Below are 23,994 nucleotides of genomic sequence, written 5' to 3' on the forward strand. Positions count from 1 at the left end.
CCGGGCGGATGTGAGGCGGCGTGCCCGAGGCGGGCGCGGCGGGACGTGCCCGCGGCATCTCACCCGAGCGCGCGTCGGGGCGAATGCGCGGGAACTCTCCGGAGCGGTAGGCATCCGGCGGCACCCGCGGAATCTCCCCTGACCGATGCGCACCCCCGGACCGGCGCTCGACCCGTGGAAACTCCCCGGAGGGCACCCCACCCTGCTCGCCGAACGGCGTGGCGCCGGTCATCTCACCGCCTCCACGTCGCGGAGCGCCGCCCGCAGGCCCCACCCCGAAAATCCCTCCGCTGCGCCGCGGTTCGCCCTGGGGCAGGTCACCCCGGCGGCCCGGCGGGTCGTAAGGACCGGGTTGCCGAGGGCGCCCCGCTCCATCGCCGTAGGGCATCATCTCACCGCGACGTCCCACCGCGCGCCCGAACGGCCCCTGCTCCGCAACACCCCGGGGCAGTGATCCCGTGTCCCGTACCGGCCACGGCGCCGCCGCGTCGCCGCCCCGCCCCCACGGCTCGGGCGCCACCCCGCGCGACGGAGCTGCCCCATTCGGCGCCCACGGTTCAGCGGCCGCACGGGACGGAACCGCACCACCCTGCGACGACCGCTCGGGCACAGCCCCGCGCGAACCCGCGTCCGGCTCCGGGGGCAATCGAACCTGCCCCCATTCATCACTCCGAACCCGCCGAACCATCCCCCGGGTCGCCCCGGGCACGCCCCCGGACTCCGGCGGCACCCCCTCCCGCTGCGCGTCCGAACGCCGCGAGGCGCCACGACGCCCACTCTCCCGGCGCGCGGCATCGCGAAGCGTCTCACCCCGGGGAGCCGCCCGTCCCGCGGCGCCCCTTTCCCTGGGCTCGGACGCGTTCCACGACATCATGATCTCGCCACACTCCCTCTGCCGGAGCCCGCACCACCGAGCCCCGTGGGTCCCTCTCAATGCCGTTGTGCAATAACAAGATTGCATATATCCGCTGTTCACGCTGCGCGAATGGTCCGGACCGGCCGGAGCGGCCGGTCACCCGGCGCCCTCGGCAAACGCCCAGTGAACAACCGCGCATTCCGAGCGCACCCCGAATTACGCTGAGCCCGGCGTCTTTCGAACAACTCCCTCCCGGCATGTGATTGATATCTCCCACTCCGGCGATCCGTCGAGGGAGGTTGCCATCGGAAGTACCGTTCGGAAGGACGGCACGAACTGCACAGATGTAATTCCGAGGATTCGCTCAGCGGTCTCCACCCGCGCGCTCCGGCGCGTCGAAGGCGGTGACGACCGCCGCCACCAGAATCAGGACGGCGGAGACCAGCAGCGCCACCTCGAGCCCGTGGTGGAACGCCTCCCTGCCGGTGTTCAGCACCTCGTTGAGCTTCGAGTAGTACGGCAGGTACGGCGTGATGTTGGTCCCCGGCGGTATCCCGCCCCGCTGCACCGCGTCCACCACGAAGGGCTGGAGCTCCGGCGGCAGCCCGAGCTCCGACATCCGTGCCTTCAGATCCGCGGTGAGCAGCGAGTTCACCAGCGCACCGAGCACCGCCACGCCGACCGCCGACCCGACCTGCCGCATCGTATTGGTCGCCGCCGCCGCCATCCCCGAGTGCTCGGCGGGCAGCCCGGAGAGCACCGCCGAGGTCAGCGGCACCACCGCGACCCCGAACCCGGCGCCTGCCAGCGCCATGGCCGCGGCGAGCGGCGCGTCCTCGATCGCCCCCTCCAGCGTGTACCGGGTGAGCAGAATGCCCGCGGCCCCCACCAGGCACCCGGCGATCATCGGCGTCCGCGCCCCGCGCCGCGCCACCCAGAACCCCGCGGCCAGCGACGCCACCACGATGGCGACGGCCATCGGCGTGAACACCGCCGCCGTCCGCGCCCCCGAGTACGAGTGCATGACCTGCAGGTACAAGGCGGTGAAGAAGAAAATGGAGAAGATGCCGAAGTACACGGCGAACGCCACCACCAGCGCGCTCCGCACCGCGGGTGGTCGCAGGTACCGCAGCTGGAGCATGGGCGCCCGCGCCCGCAGCTCGACCACGACGAAGGCGACCAGCGCCAGCGCCCCGCCCACGAACAGCGCGAGCACCGGCCCCGAGGTGTACCCCTCGTGCTCCCCGGCGATGGCGGCGTAGATCACCGCGCCGAGGAACCCGGCGCCGAGCACGAACCCGGCCCAGTCGACCGGCCCGTCCGGCGGATCCGAGCTCTCCGGCACCGACCACAGCGCCGCGAGCAGCGCGGCCGCCCCGAGCACCAGGTTGAACCAGAAGATCGAGCGCCAGCCGTAGGCGTGCACCAGTACCCCGCCGAGCACCGGCCCCGCGGCCAGCGCCAGCCCGGCCGCCGCCGCCCACACGCCGAGCGCGCGAGCGCGGGCCCGTTCGTCCGGGAAGATCTGGCGCAGCAGCGAGAGCGTGCCCGGCTCCGAGGCCGCCGCGCCGACGCCCATGATCGCGCGGCCGAGGATGAGCAGCGGCACGGTGGCCGCGAGCGCCGCCACCGCCGACCCCGCGCAGAAGACCACCAGCCCGGCGATCATCACCCGCTTGCGCCCCCACCGGTCGCCGAGCGAGCCGCCCGCCAGCATGAGCCCCGCGAAGACCACGGTGTAGGCGTTGACCACCCACTGCAGCGTGCTCACATCGGTGCGCAGCTCGTTCCGGATCGCGCCGAGCGCCACGCTCACGATGGTGGTGTCGAGAAAGGTCACGAACACGACGGCGGTGACCACCGCGAGTGCCGTGACCGGTCGCGCCGCTGTCCTCGGCGCCCTGCCCGTCGACCTCACGCGCACAGGGTACGGGGCGAGCGGACCCGCCGGTCCGAATGACCGGTGAACAGCGGACGACGCTGCGGCACAGTGGTTCGGCAATCCGGCAGCCGGCCGATCAGCGCAGCTCGCGCGCTGTTCACGGGATGACCCGCTGGCCTCGATAGGTTTCGGCCAGAAGCTATTCGAGGGATTGCGATGGCCTGCCGCACACACAACCGCAGGACGATTCTGACCGCGATGACCGCGGCCGCCGCACTTCCGGTGAGCGGCTCGGTGCTGCTCGCCGCCCGGCCCGCCGCCATGGCGGCCCGCGATCTGGAGATCCTCACGGTGAGCGACAGTTCGGTGGCGGTGAGCTGGACGACCGGCGCCTTCGACGCCATCGGCCGCTGGTGGCCGGTGGAGACCGACACCGAACTGCTGCTCGGCCCGGCGGATTCACCGCGCTCACTGCCGGTGGTTCACGTCGACCCCACCCCGACGGCCTTCCACTACGCGGAGGTCAGCGGCTTGGAGCCGGGCAGGCGCTACACGCTCGAGGCCAGATCGGGCGGGGTGCCCGCGGTGGCAGGTTCGCCGCTCGCCCGGTGGAGCGCCGAGCACCGCCTCGAATTCCGCACCCTCACACCGCCGCCCGGCCGCCTGCTGCGCACCATCGCGCTCGCCAACGACGTGCACTACGGCGAGGAGGTGAGCGGCCAGATCACCGCCGCCCTGCCCACCGGTGTGCGCCAGGAACCGGGCATGGCCCCGTACCCCCAGGTCATGCTGGATGCCCTGCTCGCCGACGTGCGCGCCCCCGACCGCGCGGTCGACCACCTGGTGCTCGCGGGCGACCTCACCAGCGACGGCACCCCGCGCGAATCCGCCGCGCTGCGCCGCAGACTGGATCGCTGGGGCGAGTTCGGCCGGGAGGTCCTGGTCTGCCGCGGCAACCACGACCGCCCGCGCGCGGGACTCACCTGGCAGTCCGGCGCCCGCCTGGCAGGCAGCAACCACTTCGACTGCTGGGGCCCGCACTTCCTCCCCCGCCAGCGGCTGCGCGACCACGACCTCGGCGGTCTCCGCGTGATCGGCCTCGACACCACCGAGCTGGACGCCGCGGGCGGCACCATCGCCCCCGGCCAGCTCGCCGGCCTCGGCTCCATGCTCCGCGCCGAACCCGACCGCCCCACCCTGATTTTCGGCCACCACCCGGTGACCGGGGAGTCGGCCCGCACCAACTTCGGCGGCCCCCGCTTCGTCCTCGACCGCCGCGACGCCGCCGAGCTGCACCGCCTCTACGCCCGCGCCCCCGGCGTCTTCCTGCACCACAGCGGCCACACCCACCGCAACAAGCGCACCCGCCCCGACACCGACATCCGCGTCGAGTTCCTCGAGGTCGCCTCGATCAAGGAGTACCCCGCCGGCTACGCCCTGCTCCGCCTCTACGAGGGCGGCTACATGATCACCTTCCACACCGTGCGCGGCGCCGACGCGCAGCGCTGGAGCGCCCGCACCCGCTCCCAGCTCTTCGGCCTGCTCCGCCGCTACAGCCTCGGCTCCCCCGCCGACCGCAATCACGTCGTCCGCCGGGATCTCACCGGCCTCGCACCGGCGATCACCGCCTCCCGGGGCCGCCGCGCCCCGCGGCGCGCGGAGAGCGAAACGAAAAGAGGCCCCCGCGGTGCGGAAGCCTCTGATCTGGCCGGATGGTGGAGCTAAGGGGAATCGAACCCCTGACCTTCTCGATGCGAACGAGACGCGCTACCAACTGCGCTATAGCCCCGTGCGGCTCATGGGAACCGCGCTGCAACACTGTATCAGGACGGCGCCGCAGACTCCGAATCGGGGCTGTGAGCTGGGGCGATACCACTCACGGCCCCGATCGGGGAGCTACTCGCCCGCGGCCCGGCGCATGTCATCGGTGCGGTTGCGCAGGGCACGGGCGGCGGCCGGCTCGAAGGTCTCCATCTGCTCGAAGTCGGGGGACTCGTCGTCCGGTTCGAGCAGGACGGAGCGGCGGCGCAGGAGGCGGGCGGTGTCCCGGTCCATGCCGACGGCGGCGCGGCGCTCCCGGCGTGGGGCGGGCTCGTTGTCGTCCTCCTCCGCGAGCCGGCGGCCGCGACCGAGCCGGGCGGAGCGGCGGCGCCGGATCTCCTCCTCCATCCGGACCTGCTTACGCAGGTACGCCAGGTAGCCGACGAGCACGACCAGGCTCAGCCCGGTGCCCCACCAGAGCGCGGGGGCGACGGCCAGACCGAGGCCGCCGCAGAGCAGGCCGGTGAGCATGAGGCCGAGCACGGCGCGCTGCCGGAAGGTGTAGCGGGCGGCGCGGGCGATGGCGTCGGCCTCCGGGTCGTAGCCGCCGCGGCCGCGACGGCTCGGCACGAAGTCGTCGGCGGGCCCGGCGGTCTTCTGCTCGTCCGCGGGGGCGGGGTCCTCGTCCTCGTAGTCCTCGTCCTCGTAGAGGTCGTCGTCGAGGCGCGCGGGGGCCTTGAGGGGGGCGGGCGGGATGCGGGCGCTCACCCGGGAGGTGTCCCGGGCCGGCTCCGGTTCGGGGGCGTCGTCCCCGAAGGGCTCGTCCTCGTACTCGGCATCCTCGGCGCCGGGCTCGGCGTCCCGGTCGTAGCGCGCGTCCCGATCGGGGTCCGCGTCGTCTCCGGCCGGATCCTCGCGGGCTCGGTCCGCCTCGGTGCGGTCCTCGTCCGCCGGATCCTCGTCCGCCGGATCCTCGTCGGTGAGGTCGTCGGGGTCCGCCGCGTCGTCGTACTCGGCGGCCGCGTCGGCTGTGGTCTCCCCCTCGGTCTCGGGCATGTCGGTGTCCGCGGGCCGATCCTCGTTGGTGCGGGGATCGGTGACGGTGTGTTCGTCGTCGGTGACGGGCTCGTCGGCCGAAGTCGTCATCCGATCCTCCGCATCATCGCTGTGGGGAAGCCTTCTCGTGCGTCGGGGTGGCCGGTAGTCGGGATCGCTGTCGTGCGGGCCGTTCTTGCGGCGGCGTTTCGAGCCGCCCCGGTACAGCACTCGGGTCGCCAGCGCGGCGTCGGTGGTGCGCCGGATGCGCGGGTGGCGGTTGGCGAGCATGGGAAAGAGAACGAAGACCCACAGCACGACGAGCCCGATCCACAGGATCGAATTCGGCATGTCGTCAACACCTCCGTCCCCGCCGGGATTGGTCCACTCGGCCCGCGGCCGGGCCGCTCCCCGCCGAGCGGCCGCGCAGGCCCTCGTCCGGGGCGGCGGTTCGGCCGCCGCGGAGGTGCCGCGGCAGGCCCCCTCACCGGCCGGCCGAGCACCTCACAGGCTCCGTGCCGACGACGCGGGACGCACCGCCGACGTCCGTAGGTTAATTCCGGGTAGAGATCACAACGAGCAGGCGCGCCGTGCACTTGCGCCACAGCAGTCACATTTCCACCACTTCCGCGGCGCGTGCAGCCACCGTATTCCTTTCCCCCGGACGACGAATCCCCTTCGGCGGTGCGACACCGCAGCTCAGAGCGGTGTCGCGCGTCCCTCCCGCACGATCCGGTCCAGCACGGTGCCGAGCACCTCTTCGACTGTGATACCCACCAGGAGGTGATCACGCCAGGCGCCGTCCACATCGAGGTAGCGGCGCAGCAGCCCCTCCTCGCGGAATCCGGCGTGCCGCAGCACCGCCTGGCTGGCCATATTCTCCGGCCGCACCGTCGCCTCCACCCGGTGCAGCCCGACCGGGCCGAAGCAGTGGTCGAGGCCGAGCGCGAGCGCCGCCGTGGCCACACCCTTCCCGCTCAGATCGCGCGCCACCCAGTAGCCGATCCAGGCCGAGCGCAGCGCGCCGCGCACGATATTGCCGACCGTGATCTGCCCGGCGAAGTCGCCGTCCACCTCGATCGCGAGCGGGATCATGGCGCCGCGCCGGGCCTCCGCCCTGAGCCCGGACCAGAGCGAGGGCCAGTTCGAGGCGTGGTTGCGCGCCTCCCAACTGCCCCGGCCGGTCGGCTCCCACGGCTCCAGGTGGTCGCGGTCGCGCAGCCGGATCCGGCTCCAAGCGGCGGCGTCCCGCAGCCGCACCGGCCGCAGCCGCACCTCACCGGCGGCGACCAGCACCGGACCGACCTTGGCCGGCCATCCCGGATGCTGCGCACCACGGAGAACGCTCATACCGGGCACGCCTCAGCCGCGCTGGGAGAGGAACGCGACGCGCACCTCGTCACCGGTGCGGATCTCGGTGTCGTCCGGCTCGACGACGATCAGGCTGTTGGCCTCGGCGAGCGTGGCGAGCAGGTGCGAGGAGCCGTTGGTGCCGTTGCCGAGCGGCTGCACCAGGTAGTCGCCGGTGGTCTCGTCGCGCATGAGCTGCGCGCGCAGATACCCCTTCCGCCCGGCCATGGAGGTGACCGGCATGATCGTCCTGGCCCGGATGACCCGGCGCATGGGATGCCTGCGGCCGAGCGCGATCCGGATCAGCGGGCGCACCATGACCTCGAAGACCACCAGCGCGCTCACCGGGTTGGCGGGCAGCAGGAAGGTCGGCACCTCGTCCCGGCCGAGCCGGCCGAAGCCCTGCACCGAACCGGGATGCATGGCCACCCTGGCGATCTCCAGCTCGCCGAGGCCGTCCAGCGCCTCGCGCACCTGCTCCGACGCCCAGCCGCCGACGGCGCCCGCGATCACCACCACCTCGGAGCGCATGAGCTGCCCCTCGACCACATCGCGCAGCCTGCGCGGGTCGGAGCTCACGATGCCGACCCGGTTCACGTCGGCGCCCGCGTCGCGCGCGGCGGCGGCCAGCGCGTAGGAGTTCACGTCGTAGACCTGCCCCGGCCCCGGCGTCCGATCGATATCGATGAGCTCGCCGCCGACCGAGATCACCGAGAGCCGCGGCCGCGGATGGACGAGCACCTTGTCCTGCCCGACCGCGGCGAGCAGCCCGACCTGCGCCGGGCCGATGATCGTTCCCGCGCGCACCGCGACGTCGCCGGGTTGCACGTCGTCGCCGATGCGGCGCACGTAGTCGCCGGAGCGCACCGGCTCGTAGACCTTGATCCGGGCGCGGCCGCCGTCGGTGAAGTCGAGCGGGAGCACGGCGTCCGCGAGCGTGGGCAGCGGCGCCCCGGTGTCGACCCGGACGCTCTGCCTCGGCTGCAACCGGATCGGCTGCCGGGAACCGGCCACCACCTCACCGACGACCGGAAGGGTGAGGTCGACCAGCTCGCCGGTCTCGTCCCTGATGTCGGAGCCGGCCGCCGAGACGTCGACGCTGCGCACCGCGTAGCCGTCGATGGCGGCCTGGTCGAAGCCGGGCAGCGGCCGCTCGGTGACCACATCCTCGGCGCACAGCAGCCCCTGGGCCTCCGAGATCGCGACCCGGACCGGCCTCGGCGCGACCGCGGCGGCGGTCACCTTGATCTGCTGATCCTCAACAGAGCGCATCCAGCCCTTCCCTGCTCCTCGCGCACGCCGCCGCTACCGCATCGGCACCGGCGTGCGTACGGCCGGGCGGCGAACACATTCGTACCCGACGTGTCCACCGCCCGTGAAATTCGACCGCGCCCGTCAGTCGTAGGTCGTCAGCTGGGGATCCCAGTCCGGGCCGAGCCGGTGCTGCAGCCACTCCCGAAGGGCCGGGCCGTACTCCTCCCGTTCCAGGGCGAAATCGACCGCTGCTCGAAGATAACCGCCCGGGTTGCCCAAATCGTGGCGCGACCCACGGTGGACCACGACATGAACCGGATGGCCCTCCGCGATCAGCAGCGCGATGGCGTCGGTGAGCTGGAGCTCGCCGCCCGCGCCCGGCTCGATCCGGCGCAGCGCGTCGAAGATCGCCCGGTCCAGCAGGTACCGCCCGGCGGCGGCGTAGGTGGAGGGCGCGTCGGCCAGCGCCGGCTTCTCCACCATCCCGTTGACCCGGAGCACATTCGGGTTCACCGCATCCGGCACCACCTCGACGTCGAAGACGCCGTAGGCACTGACCTGCTCCTTCGGCACGTCGATGGCGCACAGCACGGAGCCGCCGCGCTTGCGCCGCACCCGGCTCATCACGTCGAGCACGCCGGAGGGGAGCACCAGGTCGTCCGGGAGCAGCACCGCGATGGCGTCCTCGTCGTCGTCGAGCACCGCCTCCGCCTGGGCGACCGCATGGCCGAGGCCGAGCGGCTCCTCCTGCACCACCGCGCTGACGTCGAGCAGCCCCGGCGCCCTGCGCACCTTCTCCAGCGCCTCGATCTTGCCGCGCGCGGCGAGTGTGCTCTCCAGCACCAGGTCCTCGACGAAGTGCGCGACGACGCCGTCCTTGCCGGGTGAGGTGACGATCACCAGCCGCTGTGCCCCCGAGTCGGCGGCCTCCGTGGCGACCAGCTCGATCCCCGGCGTGTCGACCACCGGCAGCAGTTCCTTGGGCACCGTCTTCGTCACGGGCAGGAAGCGCGTCCCCAGCCCCGCCGCGGGGACCACAGCCGTACGGAAAACCGATTCCCCGCCATTCGCCGACCGTTCGGCCTTCGCTGTCATACGCCTACCCTATCCATCCATTACATCGCGGGTCCGCCGCTGCGGCGACCCGCCATTCCGCTGAGCCTATGGTGACCTCCATGGAGATGCCCGGTGAGCGCGGAAAACATGCATGGCGCAATGACATCCTGACCCGCCGGAACCAGCTCTCCACCGCCGACCACGATGCCGAGGCGCAGGCGCTCGCCGAGACGATAGCCACAGTTCTGTCCGGGCCGGTCGGTGCGGGCGCCGCCACCGTGGCGGCGTATGTCCCGGTGCGCGGCGAGCCGGGCGATCTGCGCATGCTCGACGCGCTGACCGGGGCCGGTGCCACCGTGCTGCTGCCCGTCACCGGCGAGCTGGGCCCGCTGAGCTGGGCCGTCTACACCGGCGCGGAGCACCTGGTGCGCCGCCGCTTCGGGCTGCGCGAGCCGGACGGCCATGTACTGCCGCCCGCGACGCTCGGCCGGGCCGATGTGATTCTCGTCCCCGCCCTCGCCGTCGACCGCCGCGGCGTGCGGCTCGGCCGCGGCGCGGGCTACTACGACCGCTCGCTCGAACTGGCCGCGCCTGCCGCGCGCCTCATAGCGGTGGTCCGGGACGAGGAACTCGTGCCCGTGCTGCCCGAGGAGCCACACGATCGCCGGGTGGGATGGGCCTTGACGCCAAGCGCCGGTTCGATACCGCTCGGCGCCGCTGAGGGCCCATCCTGACCCGGGAATGGAGATCCGATTGGCAACGTTGGCACTGTCGGCGGTAGAGTGCTAGATCGACACAGTCCCGGAGGATCTCGATGCCTACTTACTCGTACGCGTGCACCCAGTGTGACAATCGGTTCGACATCGTCCAGTCCTTCAGCGACGACACGCTGACCGAATGCCCCGAGTGCACGGGCAAGCTGCGCAAGCTCTTCAACTCCGTCGGCATCGTCTTCAAGGGCAGCGGCTTCTACCGCACGGACAGCCGCGGCGGCTCCAGCACGGCGAGTGACCCCGCGAAGTCGGACTCGAGTTCGTCCGGCTCCGATTCGTCGTCGAACACCGGTACCGCTCCCGCGGCTTCCGCTCCGGCATCGGCTTCCTCCTCTGGTTCGTCGAGCACGAGTACCGCTGTCGCGAGCTGACACTAGGCGTCCGGCCGGTGCCCGAGGCGCCGGTCGAACCGAGTTGTCCACAGCTTCACCGCTATCCACAGGGGGCGGCTGGAGCCGGTTCCCGGCCGGTGCACCGCTCCTAGGCTTCGGTCATGCCTCGCACCGAATCCGCACTCCGCCGCTCCGCCCTCGGCTCCGAGAGCCGGGCGCTGGAGGCGTTCCGCAACCGTCCGCCCTGGCTCGACGGCATCCTGGCCCGGCGTTTGCTCGCCGGTTTGCTTGCGCTGCTGGCCGGTGCGCTCTTCCTCCGGGGTGACCCGGGTGCCGCCCGCACCGAGATCCTGGTCGCGAGCCGCGACCTGGCACCGGGCAGCCTGCTGACCGACACCGATCTGCGCATTACCGCGCATCCGTCCGGCACGCTGCCGGAGGGCGCGGTGCGCGATTCCGCCGAGTTGCTCGGCGCCACCCTCACCGGGGCCATGCGGGCGGGCGAGGTCTTCACCGATGTGCGCACCGTGAATTCCCGGCTGGCCGGGGTGGCGACCGGCTCCCCGGATGCCAGGATCGTGCCGCTCCGGCTGGCCGACACCGCCGTCGCCGACATCCTGCGCGCGGGTGATCGGGTGGATGTGATCGGCGCCGCTAGCGAGGGCGCCGGACGCGAATCCGACCGTCCGCCGCGCACTCTCGCCACCGACGCGGCCGTGGTATTGGTATCGGCCGCCGGGGAGAACAGGGGCGCGGAGCGGGTGGTGCTGGTGGCCATGGACACCGGCCACGCCACCGCGGTAGCCGCGGCTTCGCTGAGCAGCGCGCTCACGGTGGTGTTCCATTGAGCGCCTCGTGTGTGAGACGCGAAGGCGGGCCCGTCGCCGGAGCGACGGACCCGCCGATGATCACGAGGATCGGAGTGCGGTCAGCCGATGCTGAAGGGCTGGCCCCACAGGGTGACGACGGACATCACGTTCTCGGTCTCCACCTTGACCCGCACGAAGGCGCGGGCCTGGGCGTAGCCGGCGCAGCCGCTCAGCCCGATGGTGGAGTCGGACCAGGTCACCGAGCCGGTGTTGCCCTCGAAGGTGTTGTTGGTCGCGTGGTCCTCGTCGCCGTAGTCGTCCGGCTTCTCGATGTCGAGGACGTAGAAGGACGCGGCCTGCCCCGGGCCGAGCGACAGGTTGCCGCCGCCGGTCCCGCCGACACTGCCGGTCACGTTCTCGCCATCGCTCCAGTCGAGACCGCCTTCGATACCGCCCTCGACACCGCCGCCGGCGATGTTGACCTGGCAGCCGACGACGTAGCCCGGGTAGATCTTGCCGCCGACGTCCTCGCCACCGGCAATGCTCACCTGCGCGGACGCGGAGACCCACGCGTTGCGGTGCACCGGGGTCGAGCCCAGCGACGGGCTGATGGTGGCCGACTCGCCGACCAGGCTCACCGTCACCTCGGTCCCGTCCGAGAGCGTCTTGGTGATGGTGCCGCCCGGCAGGGCGACGAAGGTGTCGGCGTTGGCGGCGCCGGTGGAGAACAGGCCCATGGCGACCGTGGCGGCGGCGCCTACGCCCGCCACCCGCGCCAAGTTCTTACGGTTGATCATGTGTGTTACCCCTCGAGGGTCGTATTCGCGTCAGCGAGAAGAAAGTTCGGGAAGAGGTCGAGGTCAGCCGATGCTGAACGGCAGGCCGTACAGGCTGGTCTTCGAGTAGTTGTCGCCGATGATCTCGACGACGCTGTAGGCGCGGGCCTGCGCGTAGCCGGCGCAGCCCTGGATCTCGATCTCCACATCCTGGTACTCGACCGAGTACACGCCCGGCTTCAGGATGTCCTTCGCTTCGATCTGCACGAACTTGACCTCGCCGGGGCCGAGGTTGAGCCCGACCGAGCCACCGATGGCACCGTCGGTCAGCGTGATGCCGCCGGAGAGCCCGAGCCCGATGGCGTCGTCCGCGATGGAGACCTGGCAGCCGACGATGTAGCCGGTGTTCACCTGCGACGCGCCGTGCGTCGAGGAGTTGTTGCTGCCCGGCTCGTTGGCGGGGCCGTTGAACGGGCCCACCTCACCCTCGGGGGTAACGGTGACATCCGCGGTGGTGGTGCCCGACACCCAGACCACGCGGCCGGCGCCGTTGGCCGCCATCGACGGCGACACGATCGCGGTCTCGGCGGTACGGGTCAGGGTGACGCCCGGGCCCAGCTTCTGGCCGTCCGGCAACGGCACGAAGGTGTCGGCGTTGGCGGCGCCGGTCGAAAGCAGGCCCATGGCAACGGCCGCGGCAGCGCCGACGCCCGCTACGCGGGCACCGCGGCGCAGACCGTTGATGCGGTTCTCGCTCATACTTCCCCTCATCAGGTTCGAACAGGCAGCTCGACCATCGAGACTGCACGTGGTCCTCTCAGGCCCAGCTCAGTTTGTCGCCCCTTTGTTGCCGTCATGTAACCGACTGTTATTTCGGCGCAACGCCCCGGTCCAGGTGATCGGAACAGGGGAAACGCCCGTGACGAGGTGCCGAAGCGCAGGCGTATCTGCGGTGAACGACTCCCGAAACAGACGGATCCCTGGTGGGAGAGTAAACGGGTAGAAACCCAACCGCACGGCTAGTTTTCGTAAAGATCACTGTGACGCATGTCATATCGCACCGGCTGAGCCTCGCGTTTGACGTGCGCGAACGCGGGAGACAGCCGGGGGCGTCACTGGCAGTAGTAATGCAAATCACTCGTGCCCAATGGCATCGATGAAGTGCGGAAAGCGCCAGCAACGCTGCGGCGCGCCATTCACTTGACGGGCCCCGAAATTCCGGCCGGAAGGGTACGCGGCAGGCGCGAGCGGCCGCTCGGGGCGCGGCGGCACCCGGGGGATATGTCAAGGCGGAGTTACCAGAAGCGGGAAGGGGGGCTCAACCGTGGTGTGGAGGCACCTGGGAGCGCAGCCAGCTATCGCCGGAGTCGTCTCGGCGTTCGTCGTCGTCGCCGCGTTCGTCGCGGGTGGTCTCCGGCAGCGCGTCGCCGAAGATGCGAGCGAGCCGCGCCGCGTCCCCCGCCCGGCGCGGGCGGGGGACGTCGGTGGCGTCGCCGGCGGGAATTACTCGGCCAATCCGGAGAGTTCGTCGACCACCCGGCTGGCGAGCGGGCTGAGCGTGGCCATGCCGTCGCGCACGGCGGCGCGCGACCCGGCCAGGTTGACCACGAGGGTGCTGCCGGAGACGCCGGCCAGGCCGCGGGAGAGCACGGCGTCGAGCGAGCCCGCCACTCGGCCGGAGGAGCGCAGCGCCTCGCTGATGCCGGGCAGCTCCCGGTCGAGCACCTGCGAGGTGGCCTCGGGGGTGACGTCGCGCGGCGACATGCCGGTGCCGCCGACCGAGATCACCAGGTCGACGCCGCCGATGACCGCGGTGTTCAGCGCATTGCGGATCTCCACCTCGTCGGCCTGCACCGAGACCGAGGCGTCGACGAGGAACCCCGCCTCGGTGAGCAGTTCGGTGACCAGCGGGCCGATCGAGTCCTCGGCGCCGTGCGCCGTCCGATCGTCGACCACAACCACCAGTGCCCGCCCCGCCACAGGAGCATCGATTTCCATGTCGCTCACCGTAGCGCCCAGCGGCGACAGCCCGACCGATCCCCCGGGCAGCACGCGCATCAACGGCCCGCCTCCGCCGGTGCGGCGTCCAGCGTCACCTGGACGGCCCTCGGATTGTTGCCCTGTTCGTCGGTGTAGGTCACCGTCACCTTGTCTCCTGGTTGGTGGGAACGGACCGCGGCGATCAGCGCGTCACCGGAATCGATGACCCGATCGTCGACCTTGATGACGACCGCTCCGGCCGGAATCCCCGCCTTGGCGGCGGGTCCGTCCTGGGTCGCTTCGAGCACCTGTGCCCTGGTGTCCTGCGGGCGCAGCCTGATGCCGATCTGGGCGTAGGTGGCCCGGCCGGTCTTGATCAGCTGGTCGGCGACTCGCCGGGCCTGGTCCACCGGAATGGCGAAGCCGAGCCCGATCGAGCCGCTCTGCTGGCCGCCGGTCTCGCCGCCGAGGGTGGCGATGGCGGTATTGATGCCGATGAGCTTGCCCTCGCCGTCCACCAGCGCGCCGCCGGAGTTGCCCGGGTTGATCGCGGCGTCGGTCTGCACCGCGTCGATCACCGGGTTGACGCCGGGGGCGGTGCCGGAGCCGCTGGTCGAGACCGGGCGGTTGAGCGAGGAGACGATGCCGGTGGTGACGGTGCCCGCGAGGCCGAGCGGGGAGCCGATGGCGATCACCGGCTGGCCGACCTGGAGTTCGGCCGAGCTGCCGAGCTCGATCGGGGTGAGGCCGGTCTTGCCGTCGGCCTTGATGACCGCGAGGTCGGAGACCGGGTCGGCGCCGACGATGGTGGCCGGGGCGGTGGAGCCGTCGCTGAAGACGACCTCCATCCTGGCGCCGGTGCCGCCGCCGGTGGCGACGTGGTTGTTGGTAAGGATCAGGCCATCCGAGGAGAGCACCACGCCGGAGCCCTCACCCTCGGCGCGGTTGCTCGCCACCTTGATCATGACGACGCTGGGCAGCACCTTCTGGGCCACCGCCTGGATGGAGCCTGCGGGGGCGTTCGAGACCGTGTTCACGTTCGGCTTCGGGGCGTCGAGGGCGTTGGCGACCGTCGAGGTGGCGTCGCGGTCGACGGCGACGGCGCCGACGACGCCGCCGATGCCGCCGCTCACCAGGGCGAGGGCAAGGGCGCCCGCGACCAGCGCGGTGCGGCGGGGGCGCTTGGCCGGGCCGGGGCCGGAGGGGCCGCCGCCGTAGGCGGGTGGGATGGTGCCCGGCGGCACCGGGCCGCCCGGCTGGGTGTAGCCGGAACCGTAGGGGGCCGGGCTCGGGCCGGACTCGTGCCGGCCCTGCGCGTCGTGCGCGGCTGGGCCGAAGCCCTGGTTCGCGCCGAAGGCGCTGGTGGGGTTATCCGGTCCACCACTGCCTTGCGCGCCGAAAGAGCCGGTCCCCGGAGCCCCGGCCCCCGGCTCGAACCCACCGGACCCGGCACCGAACCCACCCGCCCCGGGCGGGTTGTACCCACCCTGCGGCCCGTACGGCCCCGGCGCCCACGGCGACCCCGGCCCGGTCGGCTGCTGGCTGGGGTGCGGGGCCCCCGCGGGCTGCTCACCCGCGCGGCGCTGGTTTTCCTCGGTCACGGCGATCCTCGATGCTCGGCTGTGGGTCCTGCTCGTAGTACCCCCCAGCCTGCTCATCACGACTGAGAACGGACTGAGACGGCGCTATCAGTTTTCCGAGAGCTGCTCGGGCCTGCCTCCCTCGCCGGGGAGCACGATGCGGATGAGCGCCCCGCCGCGCTCGGAGGCGTCGACGGTGATGGTGCCGCCGTGCTTGGTCACCACCTGCTTGACGATGGCGAGGCCGAGCCCGGAGCCGGGCATGGAGCGGGAGACGGTGGTCCGGTAGAAGCGCTCGAAGACCAGCTCCCGCTCGGCGGGCGGAATGCCTGGACCGGCGTCGTCGACGGCGAGTTCGAGCAGGCCGCGGCTCACCTCGCGCATGGTGACCAGGACCCGGGCCCCGCCCGGGCTCCACTTGGCGGCATTGTCGAGCACATTGAGCACGGCACGCTCCAGCCCGGCCTCGTGGCCGTAGACGAACCACGGCCGCAACTCGGCGACGAATTCGATGGCGCCGCGCCTGCGCCGGGCGCGCTCCAGCGCCCGCTCGGCGACCTCGCCGAGATCGACGCGGTCGTAAACGGTCTCCGGCGCGTCCTCGCGGGCCAGGTCGACCAGGTCGCCGACGAGGGTGGAGAGCTCCTCGATCTGCCCCATGACGTCGGCGCGCAGCTCGGCCATGTCCTCCTCGGGCAGCCGGGGCGCACCCGGCCTGCTGGAGGCGATGAGCAGCTCCATATTGGTGCGCAGCGAGGTGAGCGGGGTGCGCAGCTCGTGCCCGGCGTCGGCGACCAGCCTGCGCTGCCGGTCCCGCGACTCGGTGAGCGCGCGCAGCATGGTGTTGAAGCTCTCGGTGAGCCTGGCCAGTTCGTCGTCGCCGGTGACCTGGATCGGCGTCAGGTCGTCGGTGCGGGCGATCCGCTCGGTGGCGGCGGTGAGCCGGGCGATCGGGCGCAGCCCGGTGCGGCCGACCGCGGTGCCCGCCGCGGCGGCGAGCACCACGCCGCAGCCGCCGACCACGAACATGAGCCAGGCGAGCCGGTCCAGCACCTCCCTGGTCGGCTCCAGCCGCTGCGAGACCACCAGCGTGGCCCCGGAGTTGGTGCGCCGCGCGAGCACCCGCTGATTGTCGACGGTGCGCAGGGAGAACTCGCGCTCCCCGGCGGCCACCGCCATCTCGTCGGCGCCGACCGGCGGATCGGTCGGCTGCGGGGGCACGTACTGCTTGTCGTCGCCGAAGATCAGCGCGACGCCGACATCGTTGGAGTAGAGCCCGGCCAGGATGATCGAGTAGAAGCCGAGGCTGTCGAAGTTGTTGTCGATGAGCGTGGCGGCACGGGCACGCAGCTGCGAGTCGACGTCGGCGTAGAGCGAGCGCGCCACCATGGCGTAGGCGGCGATGGAGGCGAGCGCCACCGCGATGGCCACCACCGAGGCGGCGAGCAGGGTAACCCGCCAGCGCAGCGAGACCGAGCGGGTCAGCGGGGTCGGCGGGCGCATCTCCGGCGGCAACTGCTCGGACGGGCGCGGCTCGGCCTGGCGCGTGCCGAGGGTGGCGATCACCGGCCGTCGCGCGTTGCGCGACATGGCGGTCACGGCGGGGTCTCGCGGAGCACGTACCCGACGCCGCGCACGGTGTGGATGAGCCGCGGCTCGCCCTCCGCCTCGGTCTTGCGGCGCAGGTAGCCGATGTACACCTCGAGCGCGTTGCCCGAGGTCGGGAAGTCGTAGCCCCAGACCTCCTCCAGGATCCGGCTGCGGGTGAGCACCCGCCGCGGGTTCGCCATCAGCATCTCCAGCAGCGAGAACTCGGTGCGGGTGAGGCTGATCGACCTGGTGTCCCTGGTGACCTCCCTGGTGACCGGATCCAGCGAGAGATCCGCGAACGTCAGGGTCTCCGAGGCCTCGCCGGGCGCGGTACCGGTCCGGCGCAAGAGCGCGCGCAGCCGGGCGAGCAATTCCTCGAGCGCGAACGGCTTCGGCAAATAGTCGTCGGCGCCCGCGTCAAGTCCCGCGACACGTTCGGAAACGGAATCCCGCGCCGTCAAAACCAGAATCGGAAGGTCGTCTCCGGTACTGCGCAGCCTGCGGCATACCTCCAGACCGTCCAGCCGTGGCATCATCACATCCAGCACCAGCGCATCGGGGCGCTGAGCGGTCGCCTTCTCGAGCGCGTCGACCCCGTCGACCGCCAGATCCACCGTGTAGCCGTTGAAGGTCAGCGACCGGCGCAACGATTCGCGAACGGCGCGGTCGTCGTCGACTACCAGAATCCGCATGTGACCAGTGTGGCCCCACCGACTGAGAGCCGACTGAGAGGGTGTGTCCGACACGCCGTGGCGCGACTCGCCGGGGGATCTCGGCGGATCCATCTCGGAACGATCACGGTCCGGTCACCGACGATGACCAGCGCCTTTTATCCGAAGTCGCCGAAGTGCTTCCGGGCGGACGGGCCGATAGCTCCGAAAGGCGTTCTGTGACGCCATATTCGAGAAAAACATACTGAGTACCCCAGATTGCTCACGCTCACGCAGCGCGGTATGTTCACCGCGGTAAAAAGAAGACCCTTCGTTGGTTCTGTGATGCGGGTTGATCCACATCCGACGAGCAGCCACGCGCCGCCGGGGGTCACTCGTGAAGCGGAGGCGACGGAAGCGGATGGAAGCTGCACCGCGATCCTGGCAATTCAGCCTGTCGAACTGGTCCGTCACCCGCAAGGTGGGGATCGTTCTGGTGCTGCCGGTACTGCTGGCGACCGTATTCGCGGTTCTGCGTATCAACAACGAGTTGCGCACCATGGAGCAACTCCACGCAGCGACCGAACAAGCGATCATCATCCGGCCGGTCATCCGGTACGGCACGGCCACCGAGCAACTCGCCGTCGCGGCCTCCTCCTCCTGGGGGAACATCGCGGACCCGGCGACCGCGGCCGCGCTGACCCGATTCGACCAGGCGCTCGCCGAACTCGAGGTCGCGATGCAGACCACCGACGTCAGCGGGAAGGTGACCGCGGAGCTGGCCTCCGCGGTAGCCACCGGGTCGACCATGCGCAACAGCCTGCGCAACGGCTCGCCCGCCATGGTCGGTGAGCAGGCCGACGAGATCGCGGCCAGGATCGGCAACGCGCTCGCTCGCTCGCCCTCGGTCGACGACCTGGTGATCCAGCGCTACTTCCTGCAGCTCGGCGCGATTCAGTCGGCGCGCCGCACGCTCACCCAGCAGCAGCTGCTGATCGGCATGCCGGATGCCGCGCGCAACCCCGGCGTGCAGGCCAAGGTGCTGATCTCGGCGGGCGCCGAGATGACGATGATCTCGACCTACTCGCTGATCCTGCCGGAGAACGCGGGCAACCTGCGGCCGCTGATGGACGCGGTGCAAACCCGGCTCGCGGCCTTCAGCCAGAACGTCGGCGACCCGTCGGCCAACCCGGCCGTCGTGGATTCGCTGCGGGTCAGCAGCGACACCTACGCCGTCACCACCGACGAGCTGATGGAGATCATCGACGGGTCGCTCGCCTCCAGGACGGTGAACGCGCAGGCCAGCGCGCTGCGCGAGGCGAGCATCGTGCTCGGCACGCTGCTCGCGGGGCTGGCGCTCGCGCTCTCGGTGGCTCGCACGCTGGTGGTCCCGGTGCGCAGGCTGCGGCGCGACGCGCTGGAGGTCGCGCACGTCAAGCTGCCGGACGAGCTCGCGGTGGTGCGCGCGGGCGGCGCCACCCCGCAGATCACCCCGGTCGGGGTGCACAGCACCGACGAGATCGGGCAGCTGGCTCGCGCGGTGGACGAGATCCACGAGCAGGCGCTCGCGCTCGCCGCCGAGCAGGCCCGGCTCCGGGTGCAGATCGGCAATATGTTCGAGACGCTCTCCCGGCGCAGCCAGTCGCTGGTGGAGCAGCAGCTCACGCTGATCGAGGAGCTGGAGCACGACGAGGACGACGGCGAGCGGCTGCAGAGCCTCTTCCGCCTCGACCACCTCGCCACCCGCATGCGCCGCAACGGCGACAACCTGCTCGTGCTGGCCGGTACCCAGCTGCGCCGCGGCGCGCTGCACCCGGTGCCGCTCTCGGACATGCTGTGGAGCGCGGTCTCCCAGGTGGAGGATTACCAGCGGGTGGAGATCGGCTCGGTGCCCGAGGGCGTCGTGCCCGGCGAGCCCGCGGTCGACATCGAACACCTGCTGGCCGAGCTGATCGACAACGCGCTGCGCTACTCGCCGCCGACCACCGCGGTCGCGGTGATGGTGGCCCGCGCGGTGGACGGCGGCTACCTGATCGAGATCACCGACCGCGGCCTCGGCATGGCGTCCGAGGATCTGCAGGCGACCAACGAGCGGCTGGCCTCCGGTGGCGAGGTCAATGTCGAGACCGCGCGCCGGATGGGGCTCTTCGTGGTCGGCAGGCTGGCCAAGCGGCACACCATCACGGTGAGCCTGCGGCGCACCTCGACCATGGCGCAGCAGCCGGGCATCACGGCGAGCGTGCACCTGCCCGGCGCGCTGGTCGCGCCGCAGCTGGACCACACCGACCCGAACGGCAAGCAGCTCTCCGGCCGGGACGACGGCTTCGGCTCCGCGCCGACCCGCAACCTGGTCCCGGTGCCGAGCCTGCCGCAGCGCGAGACCGGCAGCAGCGGCTTCGGCACCACCAGCAACGGGCTGCCGCAGCGCCGCCCGGCCATGCGGGTGGCGGACGCGCCGGAGCAGCCGAGCGTCTCGGTGCCCGGCCGCGGCGACCACTCCGGTACCGACCGCTCCGGCACCGACCGGCCGCGCACCCCGGCCTTCGGCGCGGAGGCGCCGTCCCGGACGACCGGCAGCTTCCCGGCGGTCGACCCGCACAACCCGCCCACCGGCACCGACCTGTGGGCGGAGAACAAGGACGACCCGGCCGACGACGGCGACTCCGCCCAGTTCACCAGCCGCTCCGGGCTTCCGGTGCGCAGGCCAGGCGAGCATGCGCCCGCCGCGGTCCGGCTGGACGGCACCGACCGGTCCGATCGCGCGGCGCAGCCCTCGGCGCGCGACGACCAGCGGGCCGAGCCCGTCGATTCCGGCGAGCAGCCCGCCGCCCGCCGCCCGGTGCCGGATTACGACGGCCCGGAGTACGCCACCCAGGCGTACCGGCCCTTCGACCGGCCCGCGCACACCGGCGAGCAGCAGCGGGTCCGGCGCGCGGAGGAGCCCGACGACGGCCGCGAGCAGACCGGCTCGTCCCGGCTGCAGCCCATCGCCGGGGAGTCGCCGACCCCCATCTACCAGCGCATGGTCTCCGAGTGGCTGGTCGAACCGGCGTCCTCGGAGGCGGCTCCCGGCTCCTGGTCGTCGCCGGCCGACGCGGGCTGGTCCGCGGCGGCCGAGGCGAGCAAGCCGATCACCTCCTCGCGCACCGCGGGCGGGCTGCCCATCCGCAGGCCGGGCGCGCAGCTGGTACCGGGCGGCCTCGCCCAGGCGGAGGAGCAGGGTGACCGCGACCCTGAGGAGATCCGCAACAACCTCACCAGGCATCTCAGCGGGGTCCGCAGTGGGCGGGCCAATGTGCAGTACAACGACGGAGGGCTTGCATGACCAACGCCAACAAAGGCACCACGGACGAGAACCTGAACTGGCTGGTCGCACGGTTCACCCGGGATATCCCCGGCGTCTCGCACGCCGTCCTCGTCTCGGCCGACGGCCTGCTGCAGGCCACCAGCCCGCACCTGCCGTCGGACCGGGCCGAGCAGCTGGCGGCCGTCACCGCCGGGCTTGCGAGCCTCTCCGCGGGCGCCGCGCAGCTCTTCGACGGCGGCAAGGTGATGCAGTCGATCGTCGAGATGCAGCGCGGGTACCTGCTGGTGATGAGCGTCGGAAACGGTTCGCACCTGGCAGTTCTCGCCAATAAATCGCACGATATCGGCCGCATCGGGTATGAGATGGCCCTGCTCGTCGACCGGGTCGGCAGCGTCGTGTCGGCGACCGCGCGGACTGCCGTCTGAGCTTGCCATGTCCAGCCCGCACGGCTCCGGACCGTATCGACCTCCCACTCGCGTCCGGCCCTACGCTCTGACCTCGGGTCGGACCGAGCCCGCGGTGGACCTGCCGCTCGAAGCGGTGATCGAAACCCTGTCGCACAACGCGCATCTCGACTGGCCGTCCGGTGACATCCGTACCGAGATCCTGCGTCTCGGTACGCACCGGTTGTCCGTCGCCGAGATCGCCGCACATCTGGACCGCCCGCTGGGTATGGTCCGGGTGGTGATCGGCGATCTCATCGTGGACGGCGCCATGCGCATGCACATCACACTGACCGAACAGACGAGCTTCAGCGAGCGCCGTACCCTGATGGAGAGGACATTGCGTGGACTCCGCGCCCTTTAGGAAACAAGGGCCCGAAAGCAAGATCGGGCCCGAAGGCAGCACCGGGCCCGATGACGCCGATACCAGGACCGCGTCCACCAAGATCGTGGTGGCGGGCGGGTTCGGCGCCGGGAAGACGACGTTCGTCGGCGCGGTCTCCGAAATCGTGCCGCTGCGCACCGAGGCCATGGTCACCCAGTTCTCGGACGGTATCGACGATCTCGCCGATACTCCGCAGAAGGAGACCACGACGGTCGCCATGGATTTCGGGCGGATCATCCTGCCGGGCAACCTCACGCTGTACCTGTTCGGCACGCCCGGCCAGCGCCGGTTCTGGTTCATGTGGGACGACCTGATCCGCGGCGCGATCGGCGCCGTCGTCCTGATCGACACCCGCAGGCTGGAGGACAGCTTCGCCGCGGTGGACTTCTTCGAGGCCCGCGGGCTGCCCTTCCTGATCGCGGTGAACCGCTTCCCGCACGCGCCGCGCTTCCCGATCGCCGAACTGCGCGAAGCGCTCTCGGTGCGCGAGGGCGTGCCGATCGTCGACATCGACGCGCGCAACGCGGTCGAGGTGCGGCAGGCGCTGGCCGCGGTGACCGAGTACGCCATCGCGGAGCTCAAGTCGCAGGAGCTGGAAGGGGCCGCACGGCATGCCTGAGGTCCAGCTGCTGGCGAGCGGAGGCGCCGAGGTCGAGCTGTTCGTCCTCGGGCCCTGGATCGCCGGGCTCTCCGTCGCCATCTCGGTGCTCGGCGCGCTGATCGGGTTCGCCTGCATCGTGCACAGCGTGCGCTCGGCCCGCTTCCGGCTGGTCTGGCTGACCGCGGCCGCCGTCTCGATCGGCGGCATCGGGATCTGGCTCGCCACCTCGGTCACGCTACTCGGGCTCGATGTCTCGAGCACCGTGCTCCGCTACGACCTGGCCTACCAGATCGCCGCGCTGGTGGTGGCCTTCGCGGCGGTGCTGATCGGGCTGCTGCTGCTCGGCCGCTCCTTCCGGCTGCCGATGCTGCTCGCGGGCGGGCTCGTCATGGGGCTCGGCACCGCGACCACGCTGTACCTGAGCCTCGGCGCCATCAGCGTGCAGGGCAAGGTCGACATCGCGCCGTGGCTGGCCGCGCTGGCCGCCGTCGTCGCGGTGCTGGTGTGCGCGGGGGTGCTGTGGTCGTTCCAGGCGCTGCGCGGCAGGCCGGCGCGGGCCGCGACCACTCTGCTGTTCGGCCTCGGCATCGCCGGGGTGTACTACCTCGGCCTCTCGGCGCTGGAGTTCGAGGTCGACCCGACCGCGACGGCGCCGGAGGGCGTGGAGCTGTTCGACTTCGTGTTCCCGATGTTCGTGATCGGCTTGCTCTCGCTGACCATTCCGATCAGCGCGGTGCTCATCGCGCCGGATCGCCGCGCGCTGGCCGCGGCCACGCCCGCGCCGCGCCCCGACCTCGAGCCCGCGCACTGACCGGCCCGCACGGCTACCAGGGAGGGAGCGGGGCGTGACCCCGGAACAGGAAGCCGTGCTGCGCGACATCCGGCGGCAGCTGCGCTTCCCCGAGCCCGCCGGGCTCGGGGAGCAGGAGGCCACGCTGGCGGGCACGGTGGCCGCGATCCGGGCCGACAGCGCGGCGCTGCGCGAGCAGGCGGAGGCGCTGCGCGGCCAGATCGTCGCGTTGCGGACCGAGATCAGCGAGCTGGAGGCCACCACGGCCGATCTCGCGGCGGAGCTGCGCGGGCTGCTGGAGCGGCGGCTGCCGTTCCCGCTCTCGCTGTTGGAGGGGCCCGCGGTGGCCCTGGTGGGACGTTTGGAATCGCTGCTGCCCGCTCGCCCGGGCGAACTCGCCGCTCCTCATGGAGCTCGGGAACATCACCCCTGAAACAGGGCGGGAATCCGCTGGTGGAGCTTGGCGATGAGCGGGTTCCCCTGCGGCACCGGCTAAACCGGGCTTCGGAGGAACCCGCCCTCCCGCACGAGGGTACCGGTGCGGATCGGTGAAATCCACTCATTCGGCAGGACTTTTATAGGGTGCGAAACCAACCTAGGGTCTGAGCCACGCTCTGCCGCAAACTTTTCGCATCGCCTAGAAAAACATCGTGAAAGGTCCGGCGGGTTACGGGGATCGCGGCGCGTTTGCCCAGCGGGCCCACCCTGTCGAGTGCCCTTGCGCTGGATCCCGTCGCGTGTTCCCGGGTCGCCGCGCGCGAAACCGAGCTATTGTCGGCGCGCA

The 23,994-nt window shown here is 71.6% G+C and carries 21 protein-coding genes and 1 tRNA gene; 10 read left to right on the plus strand and 12 right to left on the minus strand.

Annotated features, from left to right (window positions below):
- Window positions 1-1,220 precede the first annotated feature (1,220 nt).
- Window positions 1,221-2,774 (minus strand): MFS transporter, encoded by a 1,554-nt coding sequence (locus NH2_RS13360; RefSeq protein WP_169811486.1) that lies wholly within the window; start codon window positions 2,772-2,774, stop codon window positions 1,221-1,223.
- A gap of 222 nt (window positions 2,775-2,996) precedes the next feature.
- Between NH2_RS13360 and NH2_RS13365 the strand changes: the two genes are divergently transcribed.
- Window positions 2,997-4,463 (plus strand): metallophosphoesterase, encoded by a 1,467-nt coding sequence (locus NH2_RS13365; protein ID WP_245650551.1) that lies wholly within the window; start codon window positions 2,997-2,999, stop codon window positions 4,461-4,463.
- On the opposite strand, the gene NH2_RS13370 is transcribed toward NH2_RS13365, so the two are convergent.
- The 5 genes from NH2_RS13370 to NH2_RS13390 all read right to left on the minus strand — a co-directional run bounded on the left by NH2_RS13370 (window position 4,452) and on the right by NH2_RS13390 (window position 9,233).
- Window positions 4,452-4,527: transfer RNA gene (locus NH2_RS13370), tRNA-Ala, on the minus strand. The genes NH2_RS13365 and NH2_RS13370 overlap by 12 nt on opposite strands.
- A gap of 107 nt (window positions 4,528-4,634) precedes the next feature.
- Entirely contained in the window at window positions 4,635-5,885 is a 1,251-nt protein-coding gene (sepX, locus tag NH2_RS13375; protein ID WP_067653181.1) for a divisome protein SepX/GlpR, read from the minus strand.
- A gap of 348 nt (window positions 5,886-6,233) precedes the next feature.
- Window positions 6,234-6,884, minus strand: coding sequence for a GNAT family N-acetyltransferase (locus tag NH2_RS13380; RefSeq protein ID WP_067653183.1), 651 nt, complete (start codon window positions 6,882-6,884; stop codon window positions 6,234-6,236).
- 12 nt (window positions 6,885-6,896) lie between these two features.
- Window positions 6,897-8,156, minus strand: a complete 1,260-nt coding sequence (gene glp / locus NH2_RS13385; protein WP_067653185.1) for a molybdotransferase-like divisome protein Glp — start codon at window positions 8,154-8,156, stop codon at window positions 6,897-6,899.
- A 123-nt stretch (window positions 8,157-8,279) separates the two neighbouring features.
- Window positions 8,280-9,233 (minus strand): UTP--glucose-1-phosphate uridylyltransferase, encoded by a 954-nt coding sequence (locus tag NH2_RS13390; RefSeq protein WP_067653186.1) that lies wholly within the window; start codon window positions 9,231-9,233, stop codon window positions 8,280-8,282.
- A gap of 80 nt (window positions 9,234-9,313) precedes the next feature.
- Between NH2_RS13390 and NH2_RS13395 the strand changes: the two genes are divergently transcribed.
- The 3 genes from NH2_RS13395 to NH2_RS13400 all read left to right on the plus strand — a co-directional run bounded on the left by NH2_RS13395 (window position 9,314) and on the right by NH2_RS13400 (window position 11,147).
- On the plus strand, window positions 9,314-9,928 hold the full coding sequence (locus NH2_RS13395) for a 5-formyltetrahydrofolate cyclo-ligase (protein ID WP_067653607.1): 615 nt from the start codon (window positions 9,314-9,316) through the stop codon (window positions 9,926-9,928).
- Window positions 9,929-10,008: 80 nt separating this feature from the next.
- Entirely contained in the window at window positions 10,009-10,338 is a 330-nt protein-coding gene (locus NH2_RS28165) for an FmdB family zinc ribbon protein (RefSeq protein ID WP_084505512.1), read from the plus strand.
- A gap of 122 nt (window positions 10,339-10,460) precedes the next feature.
- Window positions 10,461-11,147, plus strand: a complete 687-nt coding sequence (locus tag NH2_RS13400) for an SAF domain-containing protein (protein WP_084505513.1) — start codon at window positions 10,461-10,463, stop codon at window positions 11,145-11,147.
- An 80-nt stretch (window positions 11,148-11,227) separates the two neighbouring features.
- Here NH2_RS13400 and NH2_RS13405 read toward each other — a convergent pair whose 3' ends face one another.
- The 6 genes from NH2_RS13405 to NH2_RS13430 form a co-directional block, all read right to left on the minus strand.
- Window positions 11,228-11,905 carry an MspA family porin gene (locus NH2_RS13405; protein ID WP_067653188.1) on the minus strand — a complete coding sequence of 226 codons (678 nt, stop codon included), beginning with the start codon at window positions 11,903-11,905 and terminating at the stop codon, window positions 11,228-11,230.
- 63 nt (window positions 11,906-11,968) lie between these two features.
- Entirely contained in the window at window positions 11,969-12,643 is a 675-nt protein-coding gene (locus NH2_RS13410; RefSeq protein WP_067653190.1) for an MspA family porin, read from the minus strand.
- Between the two features lie 744 nt (window positions 12,644-13,387).
- On the minus strand, window positions 13,388-13,942 hold the full coding sequence (locus tag NH2_RS13415) for a MogA/MoaB family molybdenum cofactor biosynthesis protein (RefSeq protein ID WP_067653192.1): 555 nt from the start codon (window positions 13,940-13,942) through the stop codon (window positions 13,388-13,390).
- On the minus strand, window positions 13,942-15,522 hold the full coding sequence (locus tag NH2_RS13420; protein ID WP_439951749.1) for a S1C family serine protease: 1,581 nt from the start codon (window positions 15,520-15,522) through the stop codon (window positions 13,942-13,944). Before NH2_RS13420 ends, NH2_RS13415 begins: the two co-directional genes overlap by 1 nt.
- 30 nt (window positions 15,523-15,552) lie before the next feature.
- Window positions 15,553-16,947, minus strand: coding sequence for a HAMP domain-containing sensor histidine kinase (locus NH2_RS13425; protein WP_245650574.1), 1,395 nt, complete (start codon window positions 16,945-16,947; stop codon window positions 15,553-15,555).
- A 92-nt stretch (window positions 16,948-17,039) separates the two neighbouring features.
- Window positions 17,040-17,726, minus strand: a complete 687-nt coding sequence (locus tag NH2_RS13430; RefSeq protein ID WP_067653194.1) for a response regulator transcription factor — start codon at window positions 17,724-17,726, stop codon at window positions 17,040-17,042.
- A gap of 379 nt (window positions 17,727-18,105) precedes the next feature.
- Between NH2_RS13430 and NH2_RS13435 the strand changes: the two genes are divergently transcribed.
- The 6 genes from NH2_RS13435 to NH2_RS13460 are packed head-to-tail and all read left to right on the plus strand — an operon-like array spanning window position 18,106 to window position 23,643.
- A complete protein-coding gene (locus NH2_RS13435; protein ID WP_067653196.1) occupies window positions 18,106-21,009 on the plus strand; it encodes an ATP-binding protein in 2,904 nt (967 codons plus the stop codon).
- On the plus strand, window positions 21,006-21,416 hold the full coding sequence (locus NH2_RS13440; RefSeq protein WP_067653199.1) for a roadblock/LC7 domain-containing protein: 411 nt from the start codon (window positions 21,006-21,008) through the stop codon (window positions 21,414-21,416). Before NH2_RS13435 ends, NH2_RS13440 begins: the two co-directional genes overlap by 4 nt.
- Window positions 21,417-21,423: 7 nt before the next feature.
- Complete coding sequence (locus tag NH2_RS13445; RefSeq protein WP_067653201.1) at window positions 21,424-21,798, plus strand: DUF742 domain-containing protein; 375 nt, start codon at window positions 21,424-21,426, stop codon at window positions 21,796-21,798.
- A gap of 22 nt (window positions 21,799-21,820) precedes the next feature.
- Complete coding sequence (locus NH2_RS13450) at window positions 21,821-22,438, plus strand: GTP-binding protein (RefSeq protein ID WP_067653616.1); 618 nt, start codon at window positions 21,821-21,823, stop codon at window positions 22,436-22,438.
- Window positions 22,431-23,231, plus strand: a complete 801-nt coding sequence (locus NH2_RS13455; protein ID WP_067653203.1) for an MHYT domain-containing protein — start codon at window positions 22,431-22,433, stop codon at window positions 23,229-23,231. The genes NH2_RS13450 and NH2_RS13455 overlap by 8 nt, the downstream gene beginning before the upstream one ends.
- Complete coding sequence (locus NH2_RS13460) at window positions 23,170-23,643, plus strand: DUF7856 family protein (RefSeq protein WP_501193507.1); 474 nt, start codon at window positions 23,170-23,172, stop codon at window positions 23,641-23,643. Before NH2_RS13455 ends, NH2_RS13460 begins: the two co-directional genes overlap by 62 nt.
- The last annotated feature ends 351 nt before the right edge of the window (window positions 23,644-23,994 follow it).

Origin of the sequence: Nocardia harenae NBRC 108248 (genome assembly GCF_001612885.1) — a bacterium.
GTDB classification, from domain to species: domain Bacteria; phylum Actinomycetota; class Actinomycetes; order Mycobacteriales; family Mycobacteriaceae; genus Nocardia; species Nocardia harenae.

What these genes read in the sequence shown, in the direction of transcription:
- NH2_RS13365 (WP_245650551.1), top strand. Translation starts at nt 2,997, where the DNA reads ATGACCGCGGCCGCCGCACTTCCGGTGAGCGGCTCGGTGCTGCTCGCC.
- NH2_RS13395 (WP_067653607.1), top strand. Translation starts at nt 9,314, where the DNA reads ATGGAGATGCCCGGTGAGCGCGGAAAACATGCATGGCGCAATGACATC.
- sepX (WP_067653181.1), bottom strand. Translation starts at nt 5,885, where the DNA reads ATGCCGAATTCGATCCTGTGGATCGGGCTCGTCGTGCTGTGGGTCTTC.
- NH2_RS13405 (WP_067653188.1), bottom strand. Translation starts at nt 11,905, where the DNA reads ATGATCAACCGTAAGAACTTGGCGCGGGTGGCGGGCGTAGGCGCCGCC.
- NH2_RS13425 (WP_245650574.1), bottom strand. Translation starts at nt 16,947, where the DNA reads ATGCGCCCGCCGACCCCGCTGACCCGCTCGGTCTCGCTGCGCTGGCGG.
- NH2_RS13380 (WP_067653183.1), bottom strand. Translation starts at nt 6,884, where the DNA reads ATGAGCGTTCTCCGTGGTGCGCAGCATCCGGGATGGCCGGCCAAGGTC.
- NH2_RS13390 (WP_067653186.1), bottom strand. Translation starts at nt 9,233, where the DNA reads ATGACAGCGAAGGCCGAACGGTCGGCGAATGGCGGGGAATCGGTTTTC.
- NH2_RS13410 (WP_067653190.1), bottom strand. Translation starts at nt 12,643, where the DNA reads ATGAGCGAGAACCGCATCAACGGTCTGCGCCGCGGTGCCCGCGTAGCG.
- NH2_RS13455 (WP_067653203.1), top strand. Translation starts at nt 22,431, where the DNA reads ATGCCTGAGGTCCAGCTGCTGGCGAGCGGAGGCGCCGAGGTCGAGCTG.
- NH2_RS28165 (WP_084505512.1), top strand. Translation starts at nt 10,009, where the DNA reads ATGCCTACTTACTCGTACGCGTGCACCCAGTGTGACAATCGGTTCGAC.
- NH2_RS13420 (WP_439951749.1), bottom strand. Translation starts at nt 15,522, where the DNA reads ATGAGCAGGCTGGGGGGTACTACGAGCAGGACCCACAGCCGAGCATCG.
- NH2_RS13440 (WP_067653199.1), top strand. Translation starts at nt 21,006, where the DNA reads ATGACCAACGCCAACAAAGGCACCACGGACGAGAACCTGAACTGGCTG.
- NH2_RS13430 (WP_067653194.1), bottom strand. Translation starts at nt 17,726, where the DNA reads ATGCGGATTCTGGTAGTCGACGACGACCGCGCCGTTCGCGAATCGTTG.
- glp (WP_067653185.1), bottom strand. Translation starts at nt 8,156, where the DNA reads ATGCGCTCTGTTGAGGATCAGCAGATCAAGGTGACCGCCGCCGCGGTC.
- NH2_RS13400 (WP_084505513.1), top strand. Translation starts at nt 10,461, where the DNA reads ATGCCTCGCACCGAATCCGCACTCCGCCGCTCCGCCCTCGGCTCCGAG.
- NH2_RS13445 (WP_067653201.1), top strand. Translation starts at nt 21,424, where the DNA reads ATGTCCAGCCCGCACGGCTCCGGACCGTATCGACCTCCCACTCGCGTC.
- NH2_RS13415 (WP_067653192.1), bottom strand. Translation starts at nt 13,942, where the DNA reads ATGCGCGTGCTGCCCGGGGGATCGGTCGGGCTGTCGCCGCTGGGCGCT.
- NH2_RS13435 (WP_067653196.1), top strand. Translation starts at nt 18,106, where the DNA reads ATGGAAGCTGCACCGCGATCCTGGCAATTCAGCCTGTCGAACTGGTCC.